Source organism: Virgibacillus sp. SK37, from assembly GCF_000725285.1.
In the GTDB taxonomy this organism is placed as follows: Bacteria; Bacillota; Bacilli; order Bacillales; family Amphibacillaceae; genus Virgibacillus_Q.
In genome coordinates, this window is sequence record NZ_CP007161.1 from 1259558 (window position 1) to 1280467 (window position 20910).

A 20910-nucleotide genomic window follows, 5' to 3' on the forward strand; every position below is an offset into this window, starting at 1 on the left:
CTTTATGTTTTGTTTAATGGAATTTAAAGGCACCTAAGCTACACTAAATGTATACAGAAAAATAGCGAAGGAGCCAAAAACATGAATAGTGTTATTCAAACGTATAGATTGACAAAAATGTTCAAACAGGATGAAGTCATCAAACCCTTGGATTTCACCTTGGAAAAAGGAGAAATTTGCGCATTAATCGGTAAGAACGGTGCAGGGAAGTCAACATTTTTTAAAATGCTTGCTGGACAATTAATCCCGACTTCCGGAGATATTCAACTATGTGGGAAGTCAGGGAAGGAAATGGAGCAAGCAAAAAAGCGGATGGGTTTTATGATTGAGACACCTGCTTTTTTTCCGGATTTCAATGCATTTCAAAACCTGGAATATTTCCGCATCCAACGGGGAGTTGCCGAGAAGGAACGGATTTATGAAGTATTACAAATCGTCGGTTTAGCGAATCAAAAAAAGAAACGATTTAAAGATTATTCCATGGGGATGAAGCAAAGATTAGGAATAGCTCTTTGTCTGCTCGGCAGTCCGGATTGTTTAATACTGGATGAACCCATTAATGGACTGGATGCAGAAGGGATCATGGAGATTCGTAATCTGCTATTGAAGCTGAATCAGGAAAAGCAAATTACGATCCTAGTCTCTAGCCATATTTTAACTGAACTTCAATTGTTGGCAAGACGTTTTGTATTTATTAAAAACGGTGTAATTACTGAGGATTTAAGTAGAGAAGCTTTAGATGAAAAAAGCAGGAAACAAATAAGAATGAAAGTAGACAACCCAACAAAAGCAGCTCAATTACTTGAAAGAACATATCCGGATGTTCAATTCAAAGTACTACAAGATCAGGTCATAAGCCTCCGAAATCATGTGGAGAAAGGTGCTGAAATAAATCGTCTGTTCATCGACAATGGCGTGTCCGTGATGGAATTTCGTATGGAAGCACTGAATCTGGAAGAGTATTTTTTTGGATTAGTGGAGGGGAATGCAAATGATTAATTATATAAAAAGTGAAAATTACCGATTGCTTCGTAAAAAAGGTCTCTATATAACAAGTCTGACTAGTTTAGTATTAATAACTGCAGCAGCGTATGTTTTACACTTTTTGGGAGAAAACGAAGCCAATTTCCCATATGCAACAAGCATCTTTTTTTATTCAAATGTTATTGCTGGAAGCCTGCTGATTATAATTGTAGCATTTGTTTTCAATCAGGCACTCACTGGCAGAGATACTTCTATAATTAAACAATCCGTTTCCTTTGGCGTGTCCCGTAATACGATTTTTTGGTCAAAGCTTCTTCTGACATTAGGTTACTTTTTGTTTCTCTGTGCCATTGGTCTTGTCTTAATGATCATATTAGGTGAAAACCTGTTATTTAGTGAAGGGGAATCAATAGGAAACTTCCTTCTAGCCAGCTTGAATATGTTGCCATTAATACTAGCTGCTTTTTCTATGATTCATATGTTGAAAATGTTAAAGGTTGGGGATCTCTATACACTTATTTTATTGCTATTTGTCTTTATGTTTTCTGGAGACTTTTTACGATTACTGTTCAGGCCTGTATCTGGTTTACAGGAGGTTTATAAATATGCTCCAAGCTCATTGTTTAATAAAAACTTAATGGAATTTATTGACCATGGAGCAGCATTGGATTATCGTTATTGGATTCTCGGTATGGTAATATCAACGGCTTCACTAACTATAGGTGCAAGAAGATTCGCTAAACAAAATATCGACTAAAGCTTGAAGGGAAGAATGGATATGTATTGCTGGTTGATCATCGCTGTGTTGACGTTCTTATTACTCATAAGTATCGGTGCACTTTTGCTTTTACATTGGGATATAAGAAAAATGACGAATCAATTGGAAGGCATTATTGAAAACTTTGGCACAAATGAATTGGTCCGCACTAATACGCAAAGCAAAAGCCTGAAACATTTTATTAAAAAAATCAACCAGCTTATTTATTCCTATAAGCAAGATCAGCAATATAAAGAAAAAAGAGAGCAAGATCTAAAGCAAGAAATCACTAATATCTCTCACGATTTGCGAACCCCATTAACCTCTATGAAAGGTTTTTCGGAATTGTTAACAGATCCCTCTTTAAATGAGGAGCAAAGGAAAGAATTTTTAGCTATTGTGCAAAAGAAGATCGATAATCTTACTATGATGGTCGATGTATTTTATGAGCTCTCACAGATCGGTTTGATGGATCATCCACTGGTTATGGAACGCCAGCTAGTTGATCAAAGCGTAGCTGAAACGCTACTGATGTTCTACGATGATTTTGAACAGAAGCAATTAAAGGTCCATGTAGAAGAAGTTTCCGTATCTCCAATTATGGCCGACAGAAAAGCTACAAATCGTATTATAATTAACATCATTCAAAATGCCCTGCGCTATGCCAAAAGCTATTTCACTATCAACCTGGTTGAAGAAGAAAATTATATCCGATTAAAAGCAATAAACGATGTGGAAGCATTTAATCGTACGGAACTTTCTCACATTTTCGATCGGACATTCACCATGGATACCAGTCGAACTGGCGGCCAACTTGGATTAGGGCTGCACATTGTTCAACAGCTTATGAATAAGCAGGGAGGAACAGTAACAGCAGATGTGGTTAATGATGAATTCATAATAGAGGTATGTTTTAAGAAATGGAATTGTAATAAAATGACTGATTTTTAGTTTGCAGTGACTGGTAGAATTAGATTCTAGCCATTTATTGTAGGTAAAACAATGTTGGACATCTATTAAATAAAATAGGTGTCTTAATTTTTATAATAAGCATTGAATTTTATTACTATTATTGGAATAATTGGAAGAGGGCGACAGAAGGGTAGGGCAGGATATGGCTGATAAAGAGAAACAACCTCATTTAGTAATAACAGTTGGATATCTCGGTTTTATCTTCTTTCTGTTGGCTGGATTAAGATATATTCTGATCATCGAAGATCAGATGGGACGTTTGTTAATGGCCTTCAGCTCTGGTTTTCTATGGTATTACTTTCAATATTCAGCATCCCATTTGCTTACAAATCGCAAAGAAAGAAAATTTTTCAAGTATATTTCTATTGCTGGTATATTGATTGTTTTTGTATACGGTTCTTATTTAGTTCTTTCATAAAATATACTATGTTGATAGGCAAGGTGGCGGCAGAGTATCCATTTATGGACGTTTTAGTTTAAAGAATTTTATGGAAAGCTGGTGTTTACAATTCAAAATAAATTTAGAAAGTCCTCAACAGATAGCTCCATAGCTGGCGTTTGTGGTGGTATTGCAGAGTTTTTCGGTATTTCCTCTTTTGGAGTAAGAATACTTTTCATCATTTTACCTGCTAATTTACTAATTTATATTATTCTCGCAAATACAATTCCTGACAGCCCACCGTCTTTGTAGGGTTTTTAACTTGTTGAATATTTTAAGTCTATAGCTATATTTGGCGTTAACTTTGGTTTTTTAATTATTATAGAAAGGGTTTTTCAAAGTGGATTTAATAAGTGTTTTAAATATAATAATTGTAATAGTGATTGTCTTAGCAATCGTGGTCACCTTTTTATCAGTTTTTGCCTCCCAGTTTGCTAAAGCACAAAAGAAAAGAGCTGATGAATTAATGGCTATGCGAAAAGAGAACCTTGACGTACAAAAAGAGATTTTGAGTGAGTTAAAAAAGCTGACAAATGGTTCGACGTTTAAAAATTAAATTTCCGCTTATTATATAAGCGTTTACTAACTTTTAGCCAAAAAAAGAGAGTGCTCTACGTTAGAACACTCTCTGGATAGTAATTAATTTAGTTCACTTTCTCTAAACTTTCTTCGACAAAAATTAACCTGAGTTCCTCATCGCCTTGGATTTTTTGACCTTGATACACAGCTTCGTATTGGACACGAGAACCTAAAGATGTTGTTAATTCGTCAATCTTAAACACTTCATCTCGAGTGTTTGCTTCTTCATTTAATCGTTTATCAAAGGCATTTATTTCTTCACCTGCTTGATTTTTCACTTGGAAACCAGTGATTGTTTTGGCATCCAGTAACGTAATAATAAGCGAGAGGGAGCCAGCTTGATTTTCAATAATAGCTGATTCAGAAAGAAAACTAGCCATTGCTGAAGGTTCATCTTCATTCTTTTTCATTGCTTGAATTTTAATTGCATACGTACCTTCATCTACATTGATTATTGTCATTTTGTTTCCTCCTCTAAGCTATGAATGAGTATTTTATCTTACTATACTACAATATTAATGCCAACATAAATGCTCTCATAGAAGAATAACCGTGTCCAGAAGTATACTTCTTCATGGACTATCCTTAATAATCATAAAAAATTTTAAGCTCTAAAAAAAACCTTCCTGTTACGTTTAATCCTCTAACAGGAAGGGGGGATATCATCCGTGTAAAAAACTTGTTTATTTTATAGCCTTATTAATCTTGTTTACGTAATTGGATTTCGAGATTAATTTTTACTTCGTCACTTACAACGAAACCGCCTGTTTCAACTGCAGCATTCCATGTTAAACCAAATTCTTTACGGCTTATCTTTGTATTACCTGTAAATCCAGCAGCTTCATCTCCACTCATTGGATCCTTGGCAACACCTTCAAAAGTAACATCAAAAGTTACTGGTTTTGTTGTGCCTCTAAGTGTAAAGTCACCAGTTACATCATAACGGTCTTCAGATTTCTTCTTAATGTCTGTTGCTTTAAATAGTAGATGTGGATGGTTTTCTACATCAAAAAAGTCAGCTGAGCGTAAATGACCATCTCTGTCCGGCATACGTGTATCCACACTACTTGCATCAATTTTAAATTCAATGGAAGCATCTGTTAAGTCTTTTGGATCTGCTTCAACCGTACCCTCAAAATCGTTAAAAGTACCTTTCACATTCGAAATCATCATATGCTTTACTGTAAATCCTACCACACTGTGTACCTTATCAACGTTCCATATTGCTTTTGTCATATAAATCTCCTCCAATAATAGTTTGAATTTTATTCTTTCAACATGTTATATTTGGTTCATTTATTTTATTTTTTACTATAATTCAACCCTTTAAGCTTTGGGGGAGCTGTAGATAACTGAAGCCCACTCCCATTAGCTGTTTACTAGTTCAACCAGTTTTTCGCTTCGATAGCAACTTCCTGTGTAAGGCTATGGCCGTTAACCCAAGCAGTTGTAACATCTGCACCTCTTTCATTAAATAGGCGGATGACTCTATTACTTTCGGATTCTGGTACGATAGGATCTCCTTTACCAAGCGATAAGAATACCTCCACATCGCTAAAGTCCTGTTTGTTTTCCACATCTGCCGGATACAAAGGGGCGAATAAAGCCGCTTTTTTAAACGTGTCAGGTTGCTGTAGCATCATTTGTATAGCGATGTTTGAACCGTTGGAGAACCCGACAAGCACTGCATCCTCCAGTTTGAAGTCATGTTCCTTTGATTTTTCCAAGATGAACTCATAAAGCTCATTCCCACGGAATTCAAGGTCTTCCCAGTCGTACTGTCCTTCTCCATGCCGTTTGAAGTATCTGTTCATCCCATTTTCCTGCACATTTCCTCTGATACCTAAAACGTTATACTCGGGATGGAGCAGTTCTGCAAGAGAGAGGAGGTCTGTTTCTGTACCACCTGTACCGTGAAGCAGTATAAATACTGGAGCCCCTTTTTTCTTTTCTTGATAAATATGTTTCATATATTTTCACTCCCAATCTTATGATTCAGGTCGTTCGATTGTAAATCGCTTGCCTACCTCAGGATAATCATTACCAGCAAGTCTGCTTACAGGACAAACACTAAATGTCCAATTTCGGCAACGATTTTTCATATTCCTGCCTTTTGTATTCATATTGTTCCGGTAACTTTAGTGCTGTGCCAAGTGATGACATATCTTCATCTATATCGAAACCTGGGCCGTCGGTGGCGTATTCGAATACGACATTTCCCTTTTCTCCGGTATAGATGGAGTTAAAGTAACTTCTGTCTTTTACTACGGTGACACCGAATCCTTTACTTCGAAGTGCGGATTGCCATTCTTTCAATACATCCATATCAGGCACAGACCATGCGATATGGTGTACCGTCCCGATACCAAATCTGCCGGCCTGCTGTGGAGGAGTTGAAATAATGATGTGATGTTTTTCCTCGCCTACTGTTTCAAAATGAAGATTTCCATCATGGATATCCAGTTCGTTCAATCCCATAAGACCTGTAAGCAGTTGTTCTGTACCCGCCGGATTTGCGGACAATAATACCGCCCCATGAAAACCAAGTATATCGTTGTGAGCTGCAGTTGTTTCCCCTTCGACAATTGCCAGCTCAAGTCCATGAATATCATCAAACTCAAGTGTATCTTTACCAAATAGTTGAGTCACTTCCACATCTAGTTCTTGGGCTGTGAGATGTTCTTTCCAGTAGTCAAGACTGCCTTTAGATACCCGGAAGGCAATCCTTCCTACTTGGCCACTGCCTTTTCTTCCATAATTATTGTTTGACCAAGGGAAGAAGGTGATGACTGTGCCGGGCGTCCCACAGTGATCAGCAAAATACAGGTGGTAGACACCAGGATCATCAAAGTTTACTGTTTGTTTAACTAGACGAAGTCCTAAAACATCCCTATAAAATTTCACATTTTCATTGGGATCTCCTACAATGGCTGAGATATGATGAATTCGCTTAATTGCTTCCATAAAACGATCTCCTTTTTTAACTACTTAGAACGCTTCGTATCAAACGGGCGGATCTGTCCTTCAATATATTCCCGTTTTGGCTCCAGGAATGGTGGGAGTGCCAGACTTTCACCCAATGTTTCATATGGTTCGTCATCCATGAAACCTGGACCGTCTGTTGAAAGCTCAATGAGAATATCACCAACACGGGTATAAAGTGCTTCAAAATAAAAGCGATCTACATTACCTGAATGGCCCATTCCGAGCTCGTTGTATTTCGCTTCCCATTGTTTAAGGGTATCGTGATCTTTCACCCTGAACGATACATGGTGAACCTGCCCATAACCTTGACGGCTAGGCGTTGTCTCATCCTTTCTTAAAATGACTTGGCCACCGTTGCCACCTTCTCCTACATCAAATAGGGTTACGTTCGCTTCTTCAAGAATTGGTTTCATATCATAAACTTCAGAGAGCACCTTTTTGAAGTCTTCGAAATAGCTTACTGTAATTTCAATCGGCCCCAATCCATAAATTGCCTTATCTTCTGGAACTGGTCCATTTTTCCAAGGCTTGCCTGGTGCCACACCGTGATTGTTTTCGTCAGAGAACAGTTGATATTTCTGTCCATCAGCTTCTTCAAATGGTAACACTTTTTTACCGAAAAGCTCTTGAATACCTTCATTTTTCACTTCAAACGTTTTGAAACGTTCCAAGTAATATTCAAGTGCTGCATCGTTCGGCACTCTTAACCCTACTCTGGAAATCGAGTTCGTACCCGAAGCACCTTTTGGTACATCCGGGAAGTCGAAGAAGGTCATGTCTGTCCCCGGTGAGCCCACATCATCTGCATAAAAAGTATGATATGTGTGGATATCATCCTGATTCACCGTTTTCTTCACTAATCTCATTCCAAGTACCTCTGTAAAAAATTGATAGTTCCTCATTGCATCATCCGTCATTGCCGTAACATGGTGAATTCCAAGTAGTCCGTCTGTCATGTAGAAAAACTCCTTTGTATTTGTCTTAACTCTTTATTATTTTAAAGCGCGTGCTGTTAAGCAACACAAGCCATTTGTTATTTAACATTAATTCATATATTCCTAATTCGAGATATTTAATTTAAAAAAACTACATATGTTGCGCATGGAGACCTAGTTTTTTTACCTGTTCAATTAGTTCTTTTTTTTCATTTATGTCCAGCCCGCCAAAAATTTCTTTTATAGCATTACTATGCTTCGGAAAAATCTGATTCATCAATTTTGTGCCACTAGGTGTAATCGTAGCATGTGTTACACGTCGATCTTTCGGACAAGGCTTTCTCTTTATTAAGTCTTTCTTCTCTAATTTGTCTACAACATAGGTGATACTGCTACTTGCAATTAATACTTTTTCACCAATTTTTTGAATCGGCTGGTCGCCTTTATTATAGACTAGTTCTAGAACAGCAAACTCAGTTGGATTTAAATTAAATGATTTTATATCTTCTTCGGCACGTGCCCTAATTGATTGTAATGCTCGAGTTAGTACAACAAATGCCTTTAAAGACAACTCCTCATCATATAAATCTGGGTTCTCGATATTCATGACTCGCTCCTTTTATCTCGAATTCAAGATAAATTAATCATAGTACACTGTTTGAGATGTGTCAACACATTGCTTATTGAAACTTTTATAATTGCAAGTACACGAAGGCTAGCGTGTTAATATAGTTATCTTATTCCTTCTTTTCTAATGTTTTAAATGCAGTGTTATGTATGTAATATCAGAAAAGTGCGAATCACATTAAGTATTCCTAATATGTATCGCGAAAGATAGGGGTTCATGGTAAAATAATAGTCTATTAAACTATTAAACAAAAGGATATGAGCTATCATGATTAAACGTATAAAGTTACCCGGATGGATTGTCATTATTTCGCTATTTCTGTTACTTATTGTGGGAGTAGTTTCGATGATGCAGGGATCATCTGAAGCAAAAGAGAAAACAGAAGACTATAGTGTATATCCAGGATTGAACATAAAGACGAAGACGAAAGAAACAGATTTATATACCTTTTCGGTCAGTCAACCGTATACAGAACATAAACAAATTAATAAAGTTATTGATGAATGGGTTGATCAACAAAAAACTGATTTTACATCTGAGATAAACATAATGGAAGACTTCCTTAAGAAAAATGAATTCCGTGCACACTTAAATATCCAAGTGGAAACGGAAAAAATAGCTGATCAAATCTATACGCTTGAATTCGAGGCATATCAAATAACAGGTGGGGCTAACGGGATGACAAAGGTAAAACCGTTTATCCTTGATTTGAATCAAAATAAAATGTTACAGCTTGGTGATGTGTTGCAAGTGAAGGAAGCTTCGATAAAGGAAATCCAAAAGCTCATTATGAAAGAATTGAATAGTAACAAAGAAATCAATGATTATATCTTTGAGGAATTGGCCAAAGAGGCAATAAAGAATCCTGATAACTGGAAGTGGTCTATCAGCCGGGATAAGATGGGCGTTTACTTTGATGAATATGAAATAGCCGCAGGTGCAGCAGGTAGGATAAAAGTTGAAATTCCTATGAAAAAAATCAAGCCATATCTAAATAAAGATTTTGTGGAAAAGATCGATATAACGTTCCCTGAGGAAAAAAACAATAAAGAAGAAGAAAAGCATTCAGAGGACATGGTAGAGCTTGATCCAAATGGAAAGTATGTAGCGCTAACCTTTGATGATGGTCCACATCCAAAAGTGACACCTCAAATTCTCGCTACGCTGAAAAAGCATGATGCCAAAGCAACCTTTTTTATGCTTGGCAGTCAGGTGGACTATTATCCAACTCTGGCGAATGAGGTAGCAGAAGCAGGTCATGAAATCGGTGATCATACGATGAATCACCAGGATCTAACTATTTTAGGAATAGATCAAATCCAGGCTGAGGTGCAACAGTCCAACAGTGTTATTAAAAAGGCCGCAGGAAGGACTCCGAATTTATTGCGTCCACCGTATGGTGCGTTAAACGATAATGTGAAACAGATTGCAGCAAATATGGAACTTCCTATTATTATGTGGTCCGTGGATTCACTGGATTGGAAGAGTCGTAATGCAACAGCGGTAAATGAGGAAGTGATGGCTAATGTTGCGCCAGGTTCCATTGTATTATTGCACGACATTCACCCATCTACTGCAGAAGCATTACCGGAATTGTTGACTACGCTGGAGAAACAAGGGTATCAGATGGTCACTGTTTCACAGCTGCTAGAACTGTGGGAGGACAAAGGGGTCGGACCGCATTACGGTAATATAAAATAGAACAGGGCGTTAAACAGAAATGGACATCATCACCGTGTTTCTCGCTTTATTAAGAAGTAATTAATGACTATTATTCGCATTGTGATGAAAATGATTTTTATGTTAAAGGACGCATTTCCTAAATAAGGATGTGCGTCCTTTTTTTGGTTTGAAAATATAAGTAGGGGTTGTTTTCTATAAAATATGTACTTTGAACCTTAAAGCATTATTTTTTACTATCATTGTAAAAACTGCTTCAAAGGATACTAATTGTCCATTAGTCTCTCATTAGTGAACAAAAACTTCTCTATTCACTGTCATCATATATATAGCAATAGGTCTTTTTCTCCGTGAACAAGTATAGTAGACTTGTAGAATAAGCTTTTTCTGAAAATGAAACAAGGATGTGAGGCGCTATCGAAGTAGTATATTTTGCCGGTGGATGTTTATGGGGAGTGCAAGCTTTTATAAAAACATTACCAGGAGTAACTTTTACAGAAGCCGGAAGAGCGAATGGCACAAGTCAGACACTTGATGGAGATTATGATGGCTATGCTGAATGTGTGAAAACTGAATTTGATCCAGAAGTTGTAACAATCAGGGAATTAATGGGTTATTTTTTTGAGATTATTGATCCATACAGTGTGAATAAACAAGGTCAGGATGTCGGTGAGAAGTACAGAACAGGAGTATACAGTGAAAATCCTGAGCACTTAAAAGAAGCTGAGGCCTTCCTTCGTGAGCGAGACGATTATGACCGTATCGTTGTGGAAGTGCTCCCCCTTACAAACTACGTGAAAAGTGCCGAGGAACATCAAGATCGATTAGCCAAATGTCCGAATGATTATTGTCATATTCCAGAAGAATTGTTAAGTAAGTATAAGTAGGCAGAACGGAAAACACATCAATAAAATCTTTATATGTTTTACTAGTAAAAGCTAAATTCTCAGGGTAGAACTTGATAACCATACTTCAATTAGATGGCATGTATCTTCCATCCCCACCTGCAAAAAACTTATTCAGGATGTGAGTGTAATGAGAATGACTTACAAAGGATTACTGGGCATATTACTTGGTTTACCCCTTGGTTACACCGCTCTATTTTTAATCATTCGTTTTTGGAATGAGCAATTCAATTGGTCACAATGGTTATATGGTATGACAGGTGGCATGGCAGGTATTTGTATTCTGTTATTGTATGTGAGAGTGAGAAGCATAAACGATAAATATAAGAAAAGGTATAAACTTTTCTTAGCACTGGATATTTTGTTAAGTGGTGTAGCAGCTTATTTCATTTTACGAGTACCATTCGTAGTTTCAAGTGAATTGCTGAGTATAAATCCTTCATTTCAAGCAATGAGCAAATCGCTTTTGGGCTTGACAACTTCTTTAGGATTACTGTTTATGGTGCGAAACATTGAAATGGTAGTTACTAATCAAAAAGAACATATGACATTATTATTTTTTACAACCATCCTTCTCCTTAGCGTGTCTGTGTATATCGTGATAACTGGAATTATATAGTAGGCTCGTCTATAAACTTAAAAATTCTAAGGCAATAAACTTTTTTACAAAGGATATGAAAATGATGTGCAGCATTTCTATAAGAAATATTAATAACAGCAATGAAAGTGCAGTTAGAAAAATAACCTTGAAAGAAGATCAGAAAATTTTCATTGAATCTGTGGATGAATGCCTGGCCGAAGCAAACACAGTAGCTCAATGGCGGCCAGTAGCCATTTATAATGAAGAAGTAGTAATTGGTTTTGCCATGTATGGATCATTTGGTCCAAATAAAGACACATGGATTGATCGGATTATCATTGATAAAAAATACCAAGGGAATGGCTTCGGCAAAAAAGCAATGCTCAGGCTAATTGAAATCGTGTCTAAGGAATATGGAGTTAAAGACATACACTTAAGTATTGTAGAAGAAAATAAAGTAGCCCGGCACCTATATGAGAGCATTGGTTTTAAGTATATAAATGAGAAAGACCCGAATGGAGAACTTATATTTAAATATACAGTGAAGCAGTAGCAAGCAGTTGAAGGGAGAGAGAAGTTTGACTGAAAATAATGAAGAACAAAACAAACCCTTTAATGATGCAATGGAACACCAGCAAAATGTGGAAGGAGATCCCATCCCACATAGCGGAGAACTTCCACTCCCCATCAAAATTATTGGCTATTTTCTAATTGGAGGAATTATTTTGATTCTAGTGTTTGGTTTAGTTGGGAACTTTTTGTTTAACTAAATTTTTGTACTGATAAGTTGCTACACGAGACTGTGAATGAAGCATAGCAAGTCAATCGTATTTTTTGTATAATTAAGAAAAATGTGATTGACTTGTTTAGATTTGCCACCAATTTCACCCTTTTTGGAGGTGAGTGAATGAGTGAAAATAAGAGGACACCTGAAGAACAAAGAGAAAAATTGAGACAGGAGGAATTAAAGCAACCTTCCAGCAGTATTCACGGAAGTAATCTGTCTGATTTAGTGGGTGGGTTGAGCTGGAAAGGAACTGGCGTTATTATTCTTATATTAATTATTATTTTGGTTGGGTATGTTTTATTTCGGTGAATATCTCTAGAAACGAATACATGGCTATTTTACAAATAATCGCAGGTGATAGAATGGGTCTCTACTATGAAAGTACTTTAAACGTACTCAAAAAAAATTTCATGCTAGTAATAATGGCAATCGTCTTGTTGATTCCTACCTTTTTCTTATGGGCGGGCGTGCCTTTCTTTATCATTGGAGGTTTAGTTGAAAATTTGATTTCTAGTCAAGTACTTGTTTTTATAAGTATTTCTCTCTCAGGTGGATTTTTCTTTTCCTTATACTTTTTGCCATTCCTTTATAAAATTGCAAAACAACTAGCGAACATTACTCAAATTGGTGTAGGGAACTTTCTTCTCCGCATACACACAACCTTTATCTTTATCTGTTCTGTCGTGTATGGCATTACTATATTTGTGATTTTTCAATATTAAAGAGTTTGAGAATGAAATCTAGAATAACAATTCATGGAGAGAGGAGAGGATTCCGTGACTGAATTTTCCGTGAAAATAATCCAGCTTAGGGATACTTCGTTTAACATTGGAAGAAAACTTGGAAACAATTTGCAAGGAAATGCGTTAGTTGATATTTTTGAATCTGTTACGAAACCAGCGATAGACTATAAAAATATGACATCCATTTTTTCTGCATTAGCTCCTCATTTATTGGATGAGTTAGAAGGATTGGCAGAAGGACTAGGAATTTCAAGTGAAAAAGCTGCTGCTTTATTTAGTGGCTATGATGTACCGAAGACAGATGCGATGGGCTGCTCTGCGATTATGACAAAGGATTATTATGTTAGGAATTATGATTTTTCCCCTGCTCTCTATGACGGATTGTTCAGCCTTATTCAAAGTGATGCCGCGTTTGCAACGGCAGGATATAACCTTCAATTATTAGGTAGACATGATGGGATCAATCAGCATGGATTAGTGGCAGGCCTCCATTTTGTAAGTAATCATGGCTACATGACAGGGATCTCTGCCTGGACGGCAATACGAATGATTTTGGATATGTGTTCCACTGTGGACGATGCCGTTCAACTGTTGAAGGAAATCCCACACGCAGCTTGCTATAATTTTTCTCTCGGTGATAAACATGGCAAGATGGCTGTAGTAGAAGCTAGCCCGGAGAATATTGCAGTCAGATCTGACGAGCCGACACTAGCTTGTTTGAACCATTTCCAGGTGGGACAGCTAGAAGAAAAGAATAGAGAAAGCATTGACGGATCGGTCACACGCAATAATTATATGAAACAATTGTCTACGAAGAAAATGACCCACGAAAACATGTTTGATGAGTTTAGAAATATACGCTCTCCTTTATTTTTTACTGACTATGAAAATATGTTTGGGACGCTTCATACCATTTCATACGCTTATTACAATACTCAAATAAAGACGACCATTGCACAGAGTGATCAAATATTGGAAATAAACTTCCAGGACTGGGTGGAGGGAAAAGATGTAACTGAAAAGAAGCTAATTGGGATGATCGATTAATTTCTTTGTGTTTTGTGTTTCTTTGAATGCACATATAGCGTCAGTTAAAGAGGGGAGATAAACATGCTCAAAAAAAGACGGATTAAAATTACGATAAAGGATATTACAACAGAGGATACGATTAATTGTGCCACATTTTATTATCATTTTAAGGATATATATGACTTATTGGATAAAGCATTACCCGAAGTATTACTAGTAAATTTGAATTATGATTATTATCAAAATAACGAACTAAATGAAGCAACGTAGGTCAGCATCCTTATAGCTGTCACCAATTTTTAAACGTCGTTATCTAATCGTTGCCATAGAGGCCACGAAGATACCATTGCACGTATTATTAGAGAACAGCTTGAATTCATCTTTCGTAATCTGTTGTTAAAACAGTTTCCAACTGAAGTTGAAGACGACTTAAAAGTTACTGCGGTCATGTTAAGTTGGGGTATTTACAGTACTTCTGTAGAACGGAGAAGAAATAAAGAGAATTTGCCGCCGGAAATGTTTATTAAATCAGCCATCCCCTATATAATGTCTGGAATTAATAGTGTGTCTAATCAGCAATAGAGGGCAATTGCTGGATATCATGAAAGCTCACCCAAGGCCATTTGCAAAAAGAGGAGGTAGCTACTGATGACTGTTGAACATGAATATTTAAAGGTTGTGAAGGAACGATTTGAAAACGTCAAAGATTTAGGTGATAAAACAATAAGTCAATTATCAGAGGAAGATCTGCGCTGGAAGCTAAACAAATCTTCAAATAGTATCGCGACTATTGCAAAACATGTAAGCGGAAATATGATTTCCAGATGGACGGACTTTTTAACTACAGATGGGGAAAATCTTCGAGAAATCGTGATAAGGAATTTGTAGATAATATATCTTCAAAAGAAGAAATGATCACGATCTGGGAAAAAGGGTGGACCACACTTTTTCATACATTGAACGGATTAGAAGACCAAGATTTATTAAAAGATATAACTATTCGTGGGGAGAACCACACTGTTTTAGAAGCAATCGAGAGACAAATGGCTCATTACGCTTATCATGTAGGTCAGATTGTTTATATTGGGAAGCAATTAAAAGAGGAAAAATGGGAAACCCTTAGCATCCCAATAGGAGAATCTGAAGCGTACGTGCAGCAAGCATTAAAAAAGCACTCATATTAACGATTTACCTCTCCCTTATAAGCTTCATTTCTTTCTTTTGCAAAGGCAGATCGTATCATTAGTTATCGGAATTTTGGTACTATATCCCTTCTGTAAAACAGAGAATAGGCATATTTATTCGTTTTCAGAAAAATTAAACTAAAACCTATTAAACTATTATTAAATATGCTAAAGTACGTATATGCGATCGCATAGTAAGCGCTTACGGAAATTTAGTAATAGAAAGGTGTTAGTACAATAATGAAGGGGAAAATAAAAAAGATTGTAGCTGGAACAGCACTAACAGTAAGCTTAACCATACCAAATTTTGCATATTCTACAGATGCAGCAGAAATGAGCAATAAAGATCTTCAGGAAATGAAAGAAATGACAAAATCACATTTCAATCTTGTATGGAATAAAGATAGTAATGGCACAACAGCACCAACATTTGTCTCCGGGAAATTATCAGGGGAACCAGTAAAAGGTGTCCGTGATATAAAACAATATATAAATAGTAAAAAAGATCTTTATCAACTAAATCCGGAGACAGAGCTTTCTTTTGTTAAAAAGTCGAAAGATGAGCTTGGGATGACACATTACGAATTTATACAATCTGTTCATGGTATTCCTGTATACGGTGCAAAATTCAACGTTCATACAAATAATCAAGACATTGTTACCGCGGTTACGGGGAAAGTTCATCCGTCGGCCGGAAAGAATATAAGCAAAAAACAAAAAGCAGATTTATCAAAAAAAGATGCAATCGATCAAGCATGGCAATCAATTAATAGGACGAAAGAGGATACAAAAGCAAAGAAAGCCGATAAGAAGGCATTAAAAGAGGCTGGTAATCTAGCAGATTCACATGTCAAAAATACTGCAGAAAATGCAGAACTAGTTGTTTATGCGCAAGATGGTCTGAGTAAATTGGCCTATCATGTCGAACTCCAATTCATTTATCCGGAACCAGGGAACTGGCAAATTTTTATTGACGCAAAAGACGGTTCTGTGATTGATTCATACAATGCTGTAACAGATGCCCGAGCGGCAAATGGGTATGGATATGGGGTGCTCGGGAATTACCAAGAACTGAATACGTATTTATCCAATGGAACATATTACCTGTATGATGTGACTAAACCAATGAACGGTGTTATAGAAACGTTTACTTCACAAAACGGGACAAGCCTGCCAGGATATCGCTCGTCTGATAGTGATAATGCATTTACTGCAAAAAGCCAAAGGGCTGCTGTTGATGCTCATGCTTATGCTGATAGAGTATATGACTACTACTATAATACATTCAACCGAAATAGCTTTGATAATAATGGTTCAAGTATCCGATCGACCGTAAATTATGGTTCCAACTATAACAATGCGTTTTGGAATGGACAACAAATGGTCTATGGTGATGGGGATGGATCAACATTTGCGCCTCTTTCCGGCGCGCTTGATGTGGTAGCACATGAGTTAACACATGCGGTCACTGAGCATACAGCAGGACTCGTTTATCAAGATCAACCTGGGGCATTGAATGAGTCGATGTCAGACGTATTTGCTGTGTTTGTAGAAGGGGATAATTATGATATTGGGGAAGATGTTTATACACTTGGCCGATCAGGTGATGCACTAAGAAGTCTATCTGATCCAACAAAATATGGCCAACCAGACCATATGAGAGATTATGTTAATACAAGCTCTGATAATGGAGGCGTACACACAAACAGCGGGATTCCAAATAAAGCCGGTTACTTAACGATTAACAGCATAGGTGCTGAAAAAGCAGAAAAAATCTACTACCGTGCGTTAACTGTATACATGGGACCTTATAGTGACTTTAGCGACACACGTGCAGCCTTGCTTCAAGCTGCAGCTGATTACTATGGCCATGGTTCAGAATACCAAGCTGTAGCGAATGCTTGGACTAATGTTGGGGTGAACTAAATTTATAAAGATAATACCGGCTCATTGCCGGTATTATCTCTCACTAAACTGGAGGTGAGGGAATGATACTACTTAGGCTATCCTTGTTTTTGATATTATTACTTGTGTTCGCTGGATGTGGTCAACAGGCTGATGAAAATGAAAGAAATGACGATAAAGATCACCAACATGCTGATGAAGCCATACGATCTGGAGGTATTGTTGCAGGTGAATTAGAAACGACCCTTGAGGTTAAAGAAAGTCAAGCAATTTTAAAAATTAAGAACCAAACAGAACAGGTGAAGGAACTTATCTTTTCAGAAGAAACGGCGTATGAATATTTTATCTTGGACGAAAAAGGGAAAACAGTCTTCCAGAAATCTGAGAAAGATATCCCATATGATCAGGAACATCCACTAATATTAAAACAAGCAGAAGAGGCAGACTTTAAACTTGCCATACCAAATGATTTAGAACAAGGTACGCATACGATAACGACTGTTTTACATACGGATCCTGTAATAGAAACACAGACAACATTTACGGTTGAAAAGAAATAAACTCATTTCTTGCTAAGGGAATTGAGTTTATTTAGTGATTCTAGTTTTATTGGGTACATTGCTAATTGTACGCTTTGAATAGTACAATAGTAAACTTTGATAGAGAAGAGACTAATAGGGGGAGCTTATTTGTTAATTAGAGAAATAACCATAGAAGATGCAACAGAATTTACACATCTTATCGCAGAAGTGGAAGAGCAATCTACATACATGCTGATGGAGCCTGGGAAAAGAAAGATGTCCGCTGAACAACAGCGAGAGAAACTAAAGCAATTACAACAACAGAGCAATTCAACGATTTTGGTTGCTGAAATGGATAATAAATTAGTTGGATATGTGATTGCAATTGGTGGGAGCACCCGCCGGACAGAGCATACTGCTTATCTTGTTGTAGGAATTTTAAAAGCATATAGAGGCAAAGGGATTGGCAGTGCATTGTTTACGAATATGACGGAATGGGCAGAAAAAAACAAACTCCTCCGCCTGGAATTAACTGTCGTAACGGAAAATAAGGCTGGTATAGCTCTATACAAGAAAAGCGGGTTTGCCATAGAAGGGACAAAAAGGATGTCGCTTATAATAAACGGCGAAGGCTATGATGAATATTACATGGCTAAACTTTTATAGAGGTTTTATGTTTCATTAGTTTACCAATCTATTTAATTGATATGGGATTCTATAAATTTAATTTGACAACGGTTACAAAAACATTTATACTTGGGAACAAGTTAATTAAGTGGCGGAGATATGGAGACCCACATTTCAATAACACCCTTCCACCAAAGGTAGGTTGATTGAAATGTGGGTTTTTCTGCGTTTTAATTAACTGAATTTTCGTTTATTTGGTGAGTTACTATTATACTAGAGGGGTGTTTAGCATGTCAGAGTTTTTAGCTGAGTTAGTTGGCACAATGATCCTGATTATATTTGGGGCAGGGGTTGTTGGTGGAGTTGTACTTAAGAAGTCGAAAGCAGAGGGAGCTGATTGGGTAGTTATCACAATTGGATGGGGACTTGCCGTAACCATGGGCGTATATGCTGTTGGTAGCTTCACTGGGGCACATATTAATCCTGCAGTAACATTAGGCTTCGCAGCTGTTGGGGAATTTCCTTGGGCAAAGGTTCCTATGTATATCAGTGCACAATTAATCGGGGCCATTATTGGTGCAAGTATTGTCTTTTTAGCTTACTTGCCACATTGGAGTGCAACGAAAGACAAAGCAGCAAAATTAGGAGTGTTTGCAACTGGCCCTGCGATTCGCAGTCCGTTTTCCAACATAGTTACAGAGATTATTGGCACAGCCGTTTTATTAATGGGATTAATGTTTATTGGTGCAAATGAATTTACGGAAGGATTAAACCCAATCATCGTAGGATTACTCATTGTTGCCATAGGCATGTCATTAGGTGGTCCAACAGGGTATGCCATTAATCCGGCACGTGACCTTGGACCAAGAATTGCACACGCCATTCTCCCAATACCAGGAAAAGGTGCTTCTGATTGGAAATATGCTTGGATTCCTGTTGTGGGCCCTGTGATTGGAGGTATATATGGAGCCTTGTTATATCAGGCACTATTCTTAGGTAATCTTTCCATTGCCTTTTGGATATCAAGTGTTGTTATTGCTGTTATTTTAGTTGCTGCAACAAGAAGCGAACTGCAGAAGGACCATGCACCAGCAGAAATTAAAGAACCAATAAAAAATTAATAAAAGAGGAGAGGATAGGAATGAATAACAAATTTATTTTAGCTTTGGACCAGGGGACAACAAGTTCCCGGGCAATTATTTTCAATCAAAAAGGTGAGATTGTAGAAACAGCTCAAAAAGAATTTGAACAGTTTTTTCAGCATCCGGGTTGGGTGGAGCATGATGCGAATGAAATATGGAACTCCGTATTAGCTTGTATTGCAGAAGCATTAAGAAAAGCGGATATAGGTCCAGAACAAATTGCCGGTATCGGAATTACCAATCAACGAGAGACAACGGTAGTATGGGATAAAGACACAGGTAAACCAGTCTATAAAGCAATTGTTTGGCAATCCCGCCAGACAGAAGAGATTTGCAAGGAACTTCGTGGAAAAGGGCTTAATGATTTAGTAAGAGATAAAACAGGGCTGCTCATTGATCCTTATTTCTCCGGGACAAAGGTGAAATGGATCCTTGATCATGTAGATGGAGCAAGAGAAAAAGCAGATAAAGGTAAATTATTGTTTGGAACGATGGATACCTGGCTTGTGTATAAGCTTTCCGGCGGCAAAGTCCATATTACAGACTATTCCAATGCCTCCAGAACACTCATGTTTAATATCCATGATTTAAAATGGGATGATGAATTATTGGAAATACTATCTGTTCCAAAAAGTATGCTTCCTGAAGTACGTCAATCCTCAGAGGTATATGCAAATACTGTAGATTATCACTTCTTTGGACATGAAATTCCGATCGCTGGAATTGCTGGTGACCAGCAATCAGCTTTATTTGGTCAGGCTTGTTTTGAAAAAGGGATGGCCAAGAACACATATGGAACGGGAGGCTTCATGTTAATGAACACGGGTGATAAAGCAGTAAAATCCGAGAATGGTTTACTAACTACATTGGCATGGGGGGTTGATGGAAAAGTAGAATATGCGCTTGAAGGAAGTATTTTTGTTTCAGGATCAGCCATTCAATGGCTTCGTGATGGCTTGAAAATTATAGATAGTGCTCCAGAAAGTGAAGCTTATGCTACTCGTGTCGATTCTACAGATGGCGTCTATATGGTACCAGCATTTGTCGGTTTAGGTACACCTTATTGGGATAGTGATGCACGCGGTTCTTTCTTCGGTATAACAAGAGGAACAAAGCGAGAACACATGGTTCGTGCAACACTGGAGTCTCTTGCTTATCAGTCAAAAGATGTGCTTGATGCAATGATTGCTGATTCCAATATTGATTTGAAAACATTGCGTGTAGATGGTGGTGCGGTGAAGAATAATTTTTTAATGCAATTCCAGAGTGATATTCTAAATGTCCCTGTAGAAGTTCCTGAAATTCAGGAAACCACTGCACTTGGTGCAGCATATCTTGCAGGATTGGCTGTAGGTTATTGGAAAGACAAAGAAGAAATTGCTAAACAATGGCAAAATGATAAAACGTTTACAAGTGAGCTAGAAGAGGATAAGCGTAGTGAGTTATATGAAGGTTGGAAAAAGGCTGTCGAAGCAACAAAAGCATTTAAGATATAGGAATCCAATAGAGATCAACTATCCATAGTTGG

General features: G+C 37.3%; 26 protein-coding genes and 1 pseudogene. 21 read left to right on the forward strand and 6 right to left on the reverse strand.

Features of this window, described 5'->3' with window-relative positions; translation table 11 throughout:
• Window positions 1–81: 81 nt before the first annotated feature.
• From X953_RS06495 to X953_RS06515, 6 genes are all read left to right on the forward strand, one after another.
• The gene (locus X953_RS06495) at window positions 82–999 is read left to right on the forward strand and encodes an ATP-binding cassette domain-containing protein (RefSeq protein WP_040954852.1); all 918 of its coding nucleotides are present in this window, start codon (window positions 82–84) and stop codon (window positions 997–999) included.
• Window positions 992–1741, forward strand: a complete 750-nt coding sequence (locus X953_RS06500; protein WP_040954853.1) for an ABC transporter permease — start codon at window positions 992–994, stop codon at window positions 1739–1741. The genes X953_RS06495 and X953_RS06500 overlap by 8 nt, the downstream gene beginning before the upstream one ends.
• Before the next feature lie 21 nt (window positions 1742–1762).
• Complete coding sequence (locus X953_RS06505; protein ID WP_040954854.1) at window positions 1763–2692, forward strand: HAMP domain-containing sensor histidine kinase; 930 nt, start codon at window positions 1763–1765, stop codon at window positions 2690–2692.
• Window positions 2693–2855: 163 nt separating this feature from the next.
• A complete protein-coding gene (locus X953_RS06510) occupies window positions 2856–3131 on the forward strand; it encodes a hypothetical protein (RefSeq protein ID WP_040954855.1) in 276 nt (91 codons plus the stop codon).
• A 150-nt stretch (window positions 3132–3281) separates the two neighbouring features.
• On the forward strand, window positions 3282–3404 hold the full coding sequence (locus X953_RS19450) for a PspC domain-containing protein (RefSeq protein WP_369792737.1): 123 nt from the start codon (window positions 3282–3284) through the stop codon (window positions 3402–3404).
• A gap of 88 nt (window positions 3405–3492) precedes the next feature.
• Entirely contained in the window at window positions 3493–3708 is a 216-nt protein-coding gene (locus X953_RS06515) for a hypothetical protein (RefSeq protein WP_040954856.1), read from the forward strand.
• Between the two features lie 88 nt (window positions 3709–3796).
• Here the strand turns inward: X953_RS06515 and X953_RS06520 are convergent, their stop codons facing one another.
• The 6 genes from X953_RS06520 to X953_RS06545 all read right to left on the reverse strand — a co-directional run bounded on the left by X953_RS06520 (window position 3797) and on the right by X953_RS06545 (window position 8258).
• On the reverse strand, window positions 3797–4192 hold the full coding sequence (locus tag X953_RS06520; RefSeq protein ID WP_040954857.1) for an NEAT domain-containing protein: 396 nt from the start codon (window positions 4190–4192) through the stop codon (window positions 3797–3799).
• A 238-nt stretch (window positions 4193–4430) separates the two neighbouring features.
• On the reverse strand, window positions 4431–4967 hold the full coding sequence (locus X953_RS06525; protein WP_040954858.1) for a YceI family protein: 537 nt from the start codon (window positions 4965–4967) through the stop codon (window positions 4431–4433).
• A gap of 143 nt (window positions 4968–5110) precedes the next feature.
• Window positions 5111–5701, reverse strand: a complete 591-nt coding sequence (locus tag X953_RS06530) for an alpha/beta hydrolase (RefSeq protein WP_040954859.1) — start codon at window positions 5699–5701, stop codon at window positions 5111–5113.
• A 100-nt stretch (window positions 5702–5801) separates the two neighbouring features.
• A complete protein-coding gene (locus tag X953_RS06535) occupies window positions 5802–6695 on the reverse strand; it encodes a VOC family protein (RefSeq protein ID WP_040954860.1) in 894 nt (297 codons plus the stop codon).
• A 20-nt stretch (window positions 6696–6715) separates the two neighbouring features.
• A complete protein-coding gene (locus X953_RS06540) occupies window positions 6716–7672 on the reverse strand; it encodes a ring-cleaving dioxygenase (RefSeq protein ID WP_040954861.1) in 957 nt (318 codons plus the stop codon).
• Between the two features lie 130 nt (window positions 7673–7802).
• Window positions 7803–8258, reverse strand: a complete 456-nt coding sequence (locus tag X953_RS06545) for a MarR family winged helix-turn-helix transcriptional regulator (protein ID WP_040954862.1) — start codon at window positions 8256–8258, stop codon at window positions 7803–7805.
• 288 nt (window positions 8259–8546) lie between these two features.
• Here X953_RS06545 and X953_RS06550 point away from each other — a divergent pair, with 288 nt between their 5' ends.
• The 15 genes and pseudogenes from X953_RS06550 to glpK all read left to right on the forward strand — a co-directional run bounded on the left by X953_RS06550 (window position 8547) and on the right by glpK (window position 20878).
• Window positions 8547–9980: a polysaccharide deacetylase family protein gene (locus X953_RS06550; protein ID WP_040954863.1), complete on the forward strand. Its 1434-nt coding sequence runs from the start codon at window positions 8547–8549 to the stop codon at window positions 9978–9980.
• 395 nt (window positions 9981–10375) lie between these two features.
• The gene (locus X953_RS06555; protein ID WP_040954864.1) at window positions 10376–10846 is read left to right on the forward strand and encodes a peptide-methionine (S)-S-oxide reductase; all 471 of its coding nucleotides are present in this window, start codon (window positions 10376–10378) and stop codon (window positions 10844–10846) included.
• Window positions 10847–10994: 148 nt separating this feature from the next.
• Complete coding sequence (locus tag X953_RS06560) at window positions 10995–11483, forward strand: hypothetical protein (RefSeq protein WP_040954865.1); 489 nt, start codon at window positions 10995–10997, stop codon at window positions 11481–11483.
• A 64-nt stretch (window positions 11484–11547) separates the two neighbouring features.
• Entirely contained in the window at window positions 11548–11997 is a 450-nt protein-coding gene (locus tag X953_RS06565) for a GNAT family N-acetyltransferase (RefSeq protein WP_040954866.1), read from the forward strand.
• Window positions 11998–12022: 25 nt separating this feature from the next.
• Window positions 12023–12214: a hypothetical protein gene (locus X953_RS06570; protein WP_040954867.1), complete on the forward strand. Its 192-nt coding sequence runs from the start codon at window positions 12023–12025 to the stop codon at window positions 12212–12214.
• A 137-nt stretch (window positions 12215–12351) separates the two neighbouring features.
• A complete protein-coding gene (locus tag X953_RS06575) occupies window positions 12352–12540 on the forward strand; it encodes a DUF6366 family protein (RefSeq protein ID WP_040954868.1) in 189 nt (62 codons plus the stop codon).
• Between the two features lie 20 nt (window positions 12541–12560).
• Window positions 12561–12953, forward strand: a complete 393-nt coding sequence (locus X953_RS06580) for a hypothetical protein (protein WP_232217785.1) — start codon at window positions 12561–12563, stop codon at window positions 12951–12953.
• A 54-nt stretch (window positions 12954–13007) separates the two neighbouring features.
• Window positions 13008–14021: a C45 family peptidase gene (locus X953_RS06585; protein WP_040954870.1), complete on the forward strand. Its 1014-nt coding sequence runs from the start codon at window positions 13008–13010 to the stop codon at window positions 14019–14021.
• Window positions 14022–14084: 63 nt separating this feature from the next.
• On the forward strand, window positions 14085–14273 hold the full coding sequence (locus X953_RS20500; RefSeq protein ID WP_052350070.1) for a hypothetical protein: 189 nt from the start codon (window positions 14085–14087) through the stop codon (window positions 14271–14273).
• A 378-nt stretch (window positions 14274–14651) separates the two neighbouring features.
• Window positions 14652–15187, forward strand: a pseudogene (locus X953_RS06595) (DUF1572 family protein).
• A 240-nt stretch (window positions 15188–15427) separates the two neighbouring features.
• On the forward strand, window positions 15428–17113 hold the full coding sequence (locus tag X953_RS06600) for a M4 family metallopeptidase (protein WP_040954871.1): 1686 nt from the start codon (window positions 15428–15430) through the stop codon (window positions 17111–17113).
• 62 nt (window positions 17114–17175) lie between these two features.
• Window positions 17176–17652, forward strand: a complete 477-nt coding sequence (locus X953_RS06605; RefSeq protein ID WP_040954872.1) for a BsuPI-related putative proteinase inhibitor — start codon at window positions 17176–17178, stop codon at window positions 17650–17652.
• A 129-nt stretch (window positions 17653–17781) separates the two neighbouring features.
• On the forward strand, window positions 17782–18279 hold the full coding sequence (locus tag X953_RS06610) for a GNAT family N-acetyltransferase (RefSeq protein ID WP_040954873.1): 498 nt from the start codon (window positions 17782–17784) through the stop codon (window positions 18277–18279).
• A gap of 251 nt (window positions 18280–18530) precedes the next feature.
• A complete protein-coding gene (locus X953_RS06615) occupies window positions 18531–19361 on the forward strand; it encodes an MIP/aquaporin family protein (RefSeq protein WP_040954874.1) in 831 nt (276 codons plus the stop codon).
• Between the two features lie 20 nt (window positions 19362–19381).
• The gene (gene glpK, locus X953_RS06620) at window positions 19382–20878 is read left to right on the forward strand and encodes a glycerol kinase GlpK (protein WP_040954875.1); all 1497 of its coding nucleotides are present in this window, start codon (window positions 19382–19384) and stop codon (window positions 20876–20878) included.
• Window positions 20879–20910: the final 32 nt, after the last annotated feature.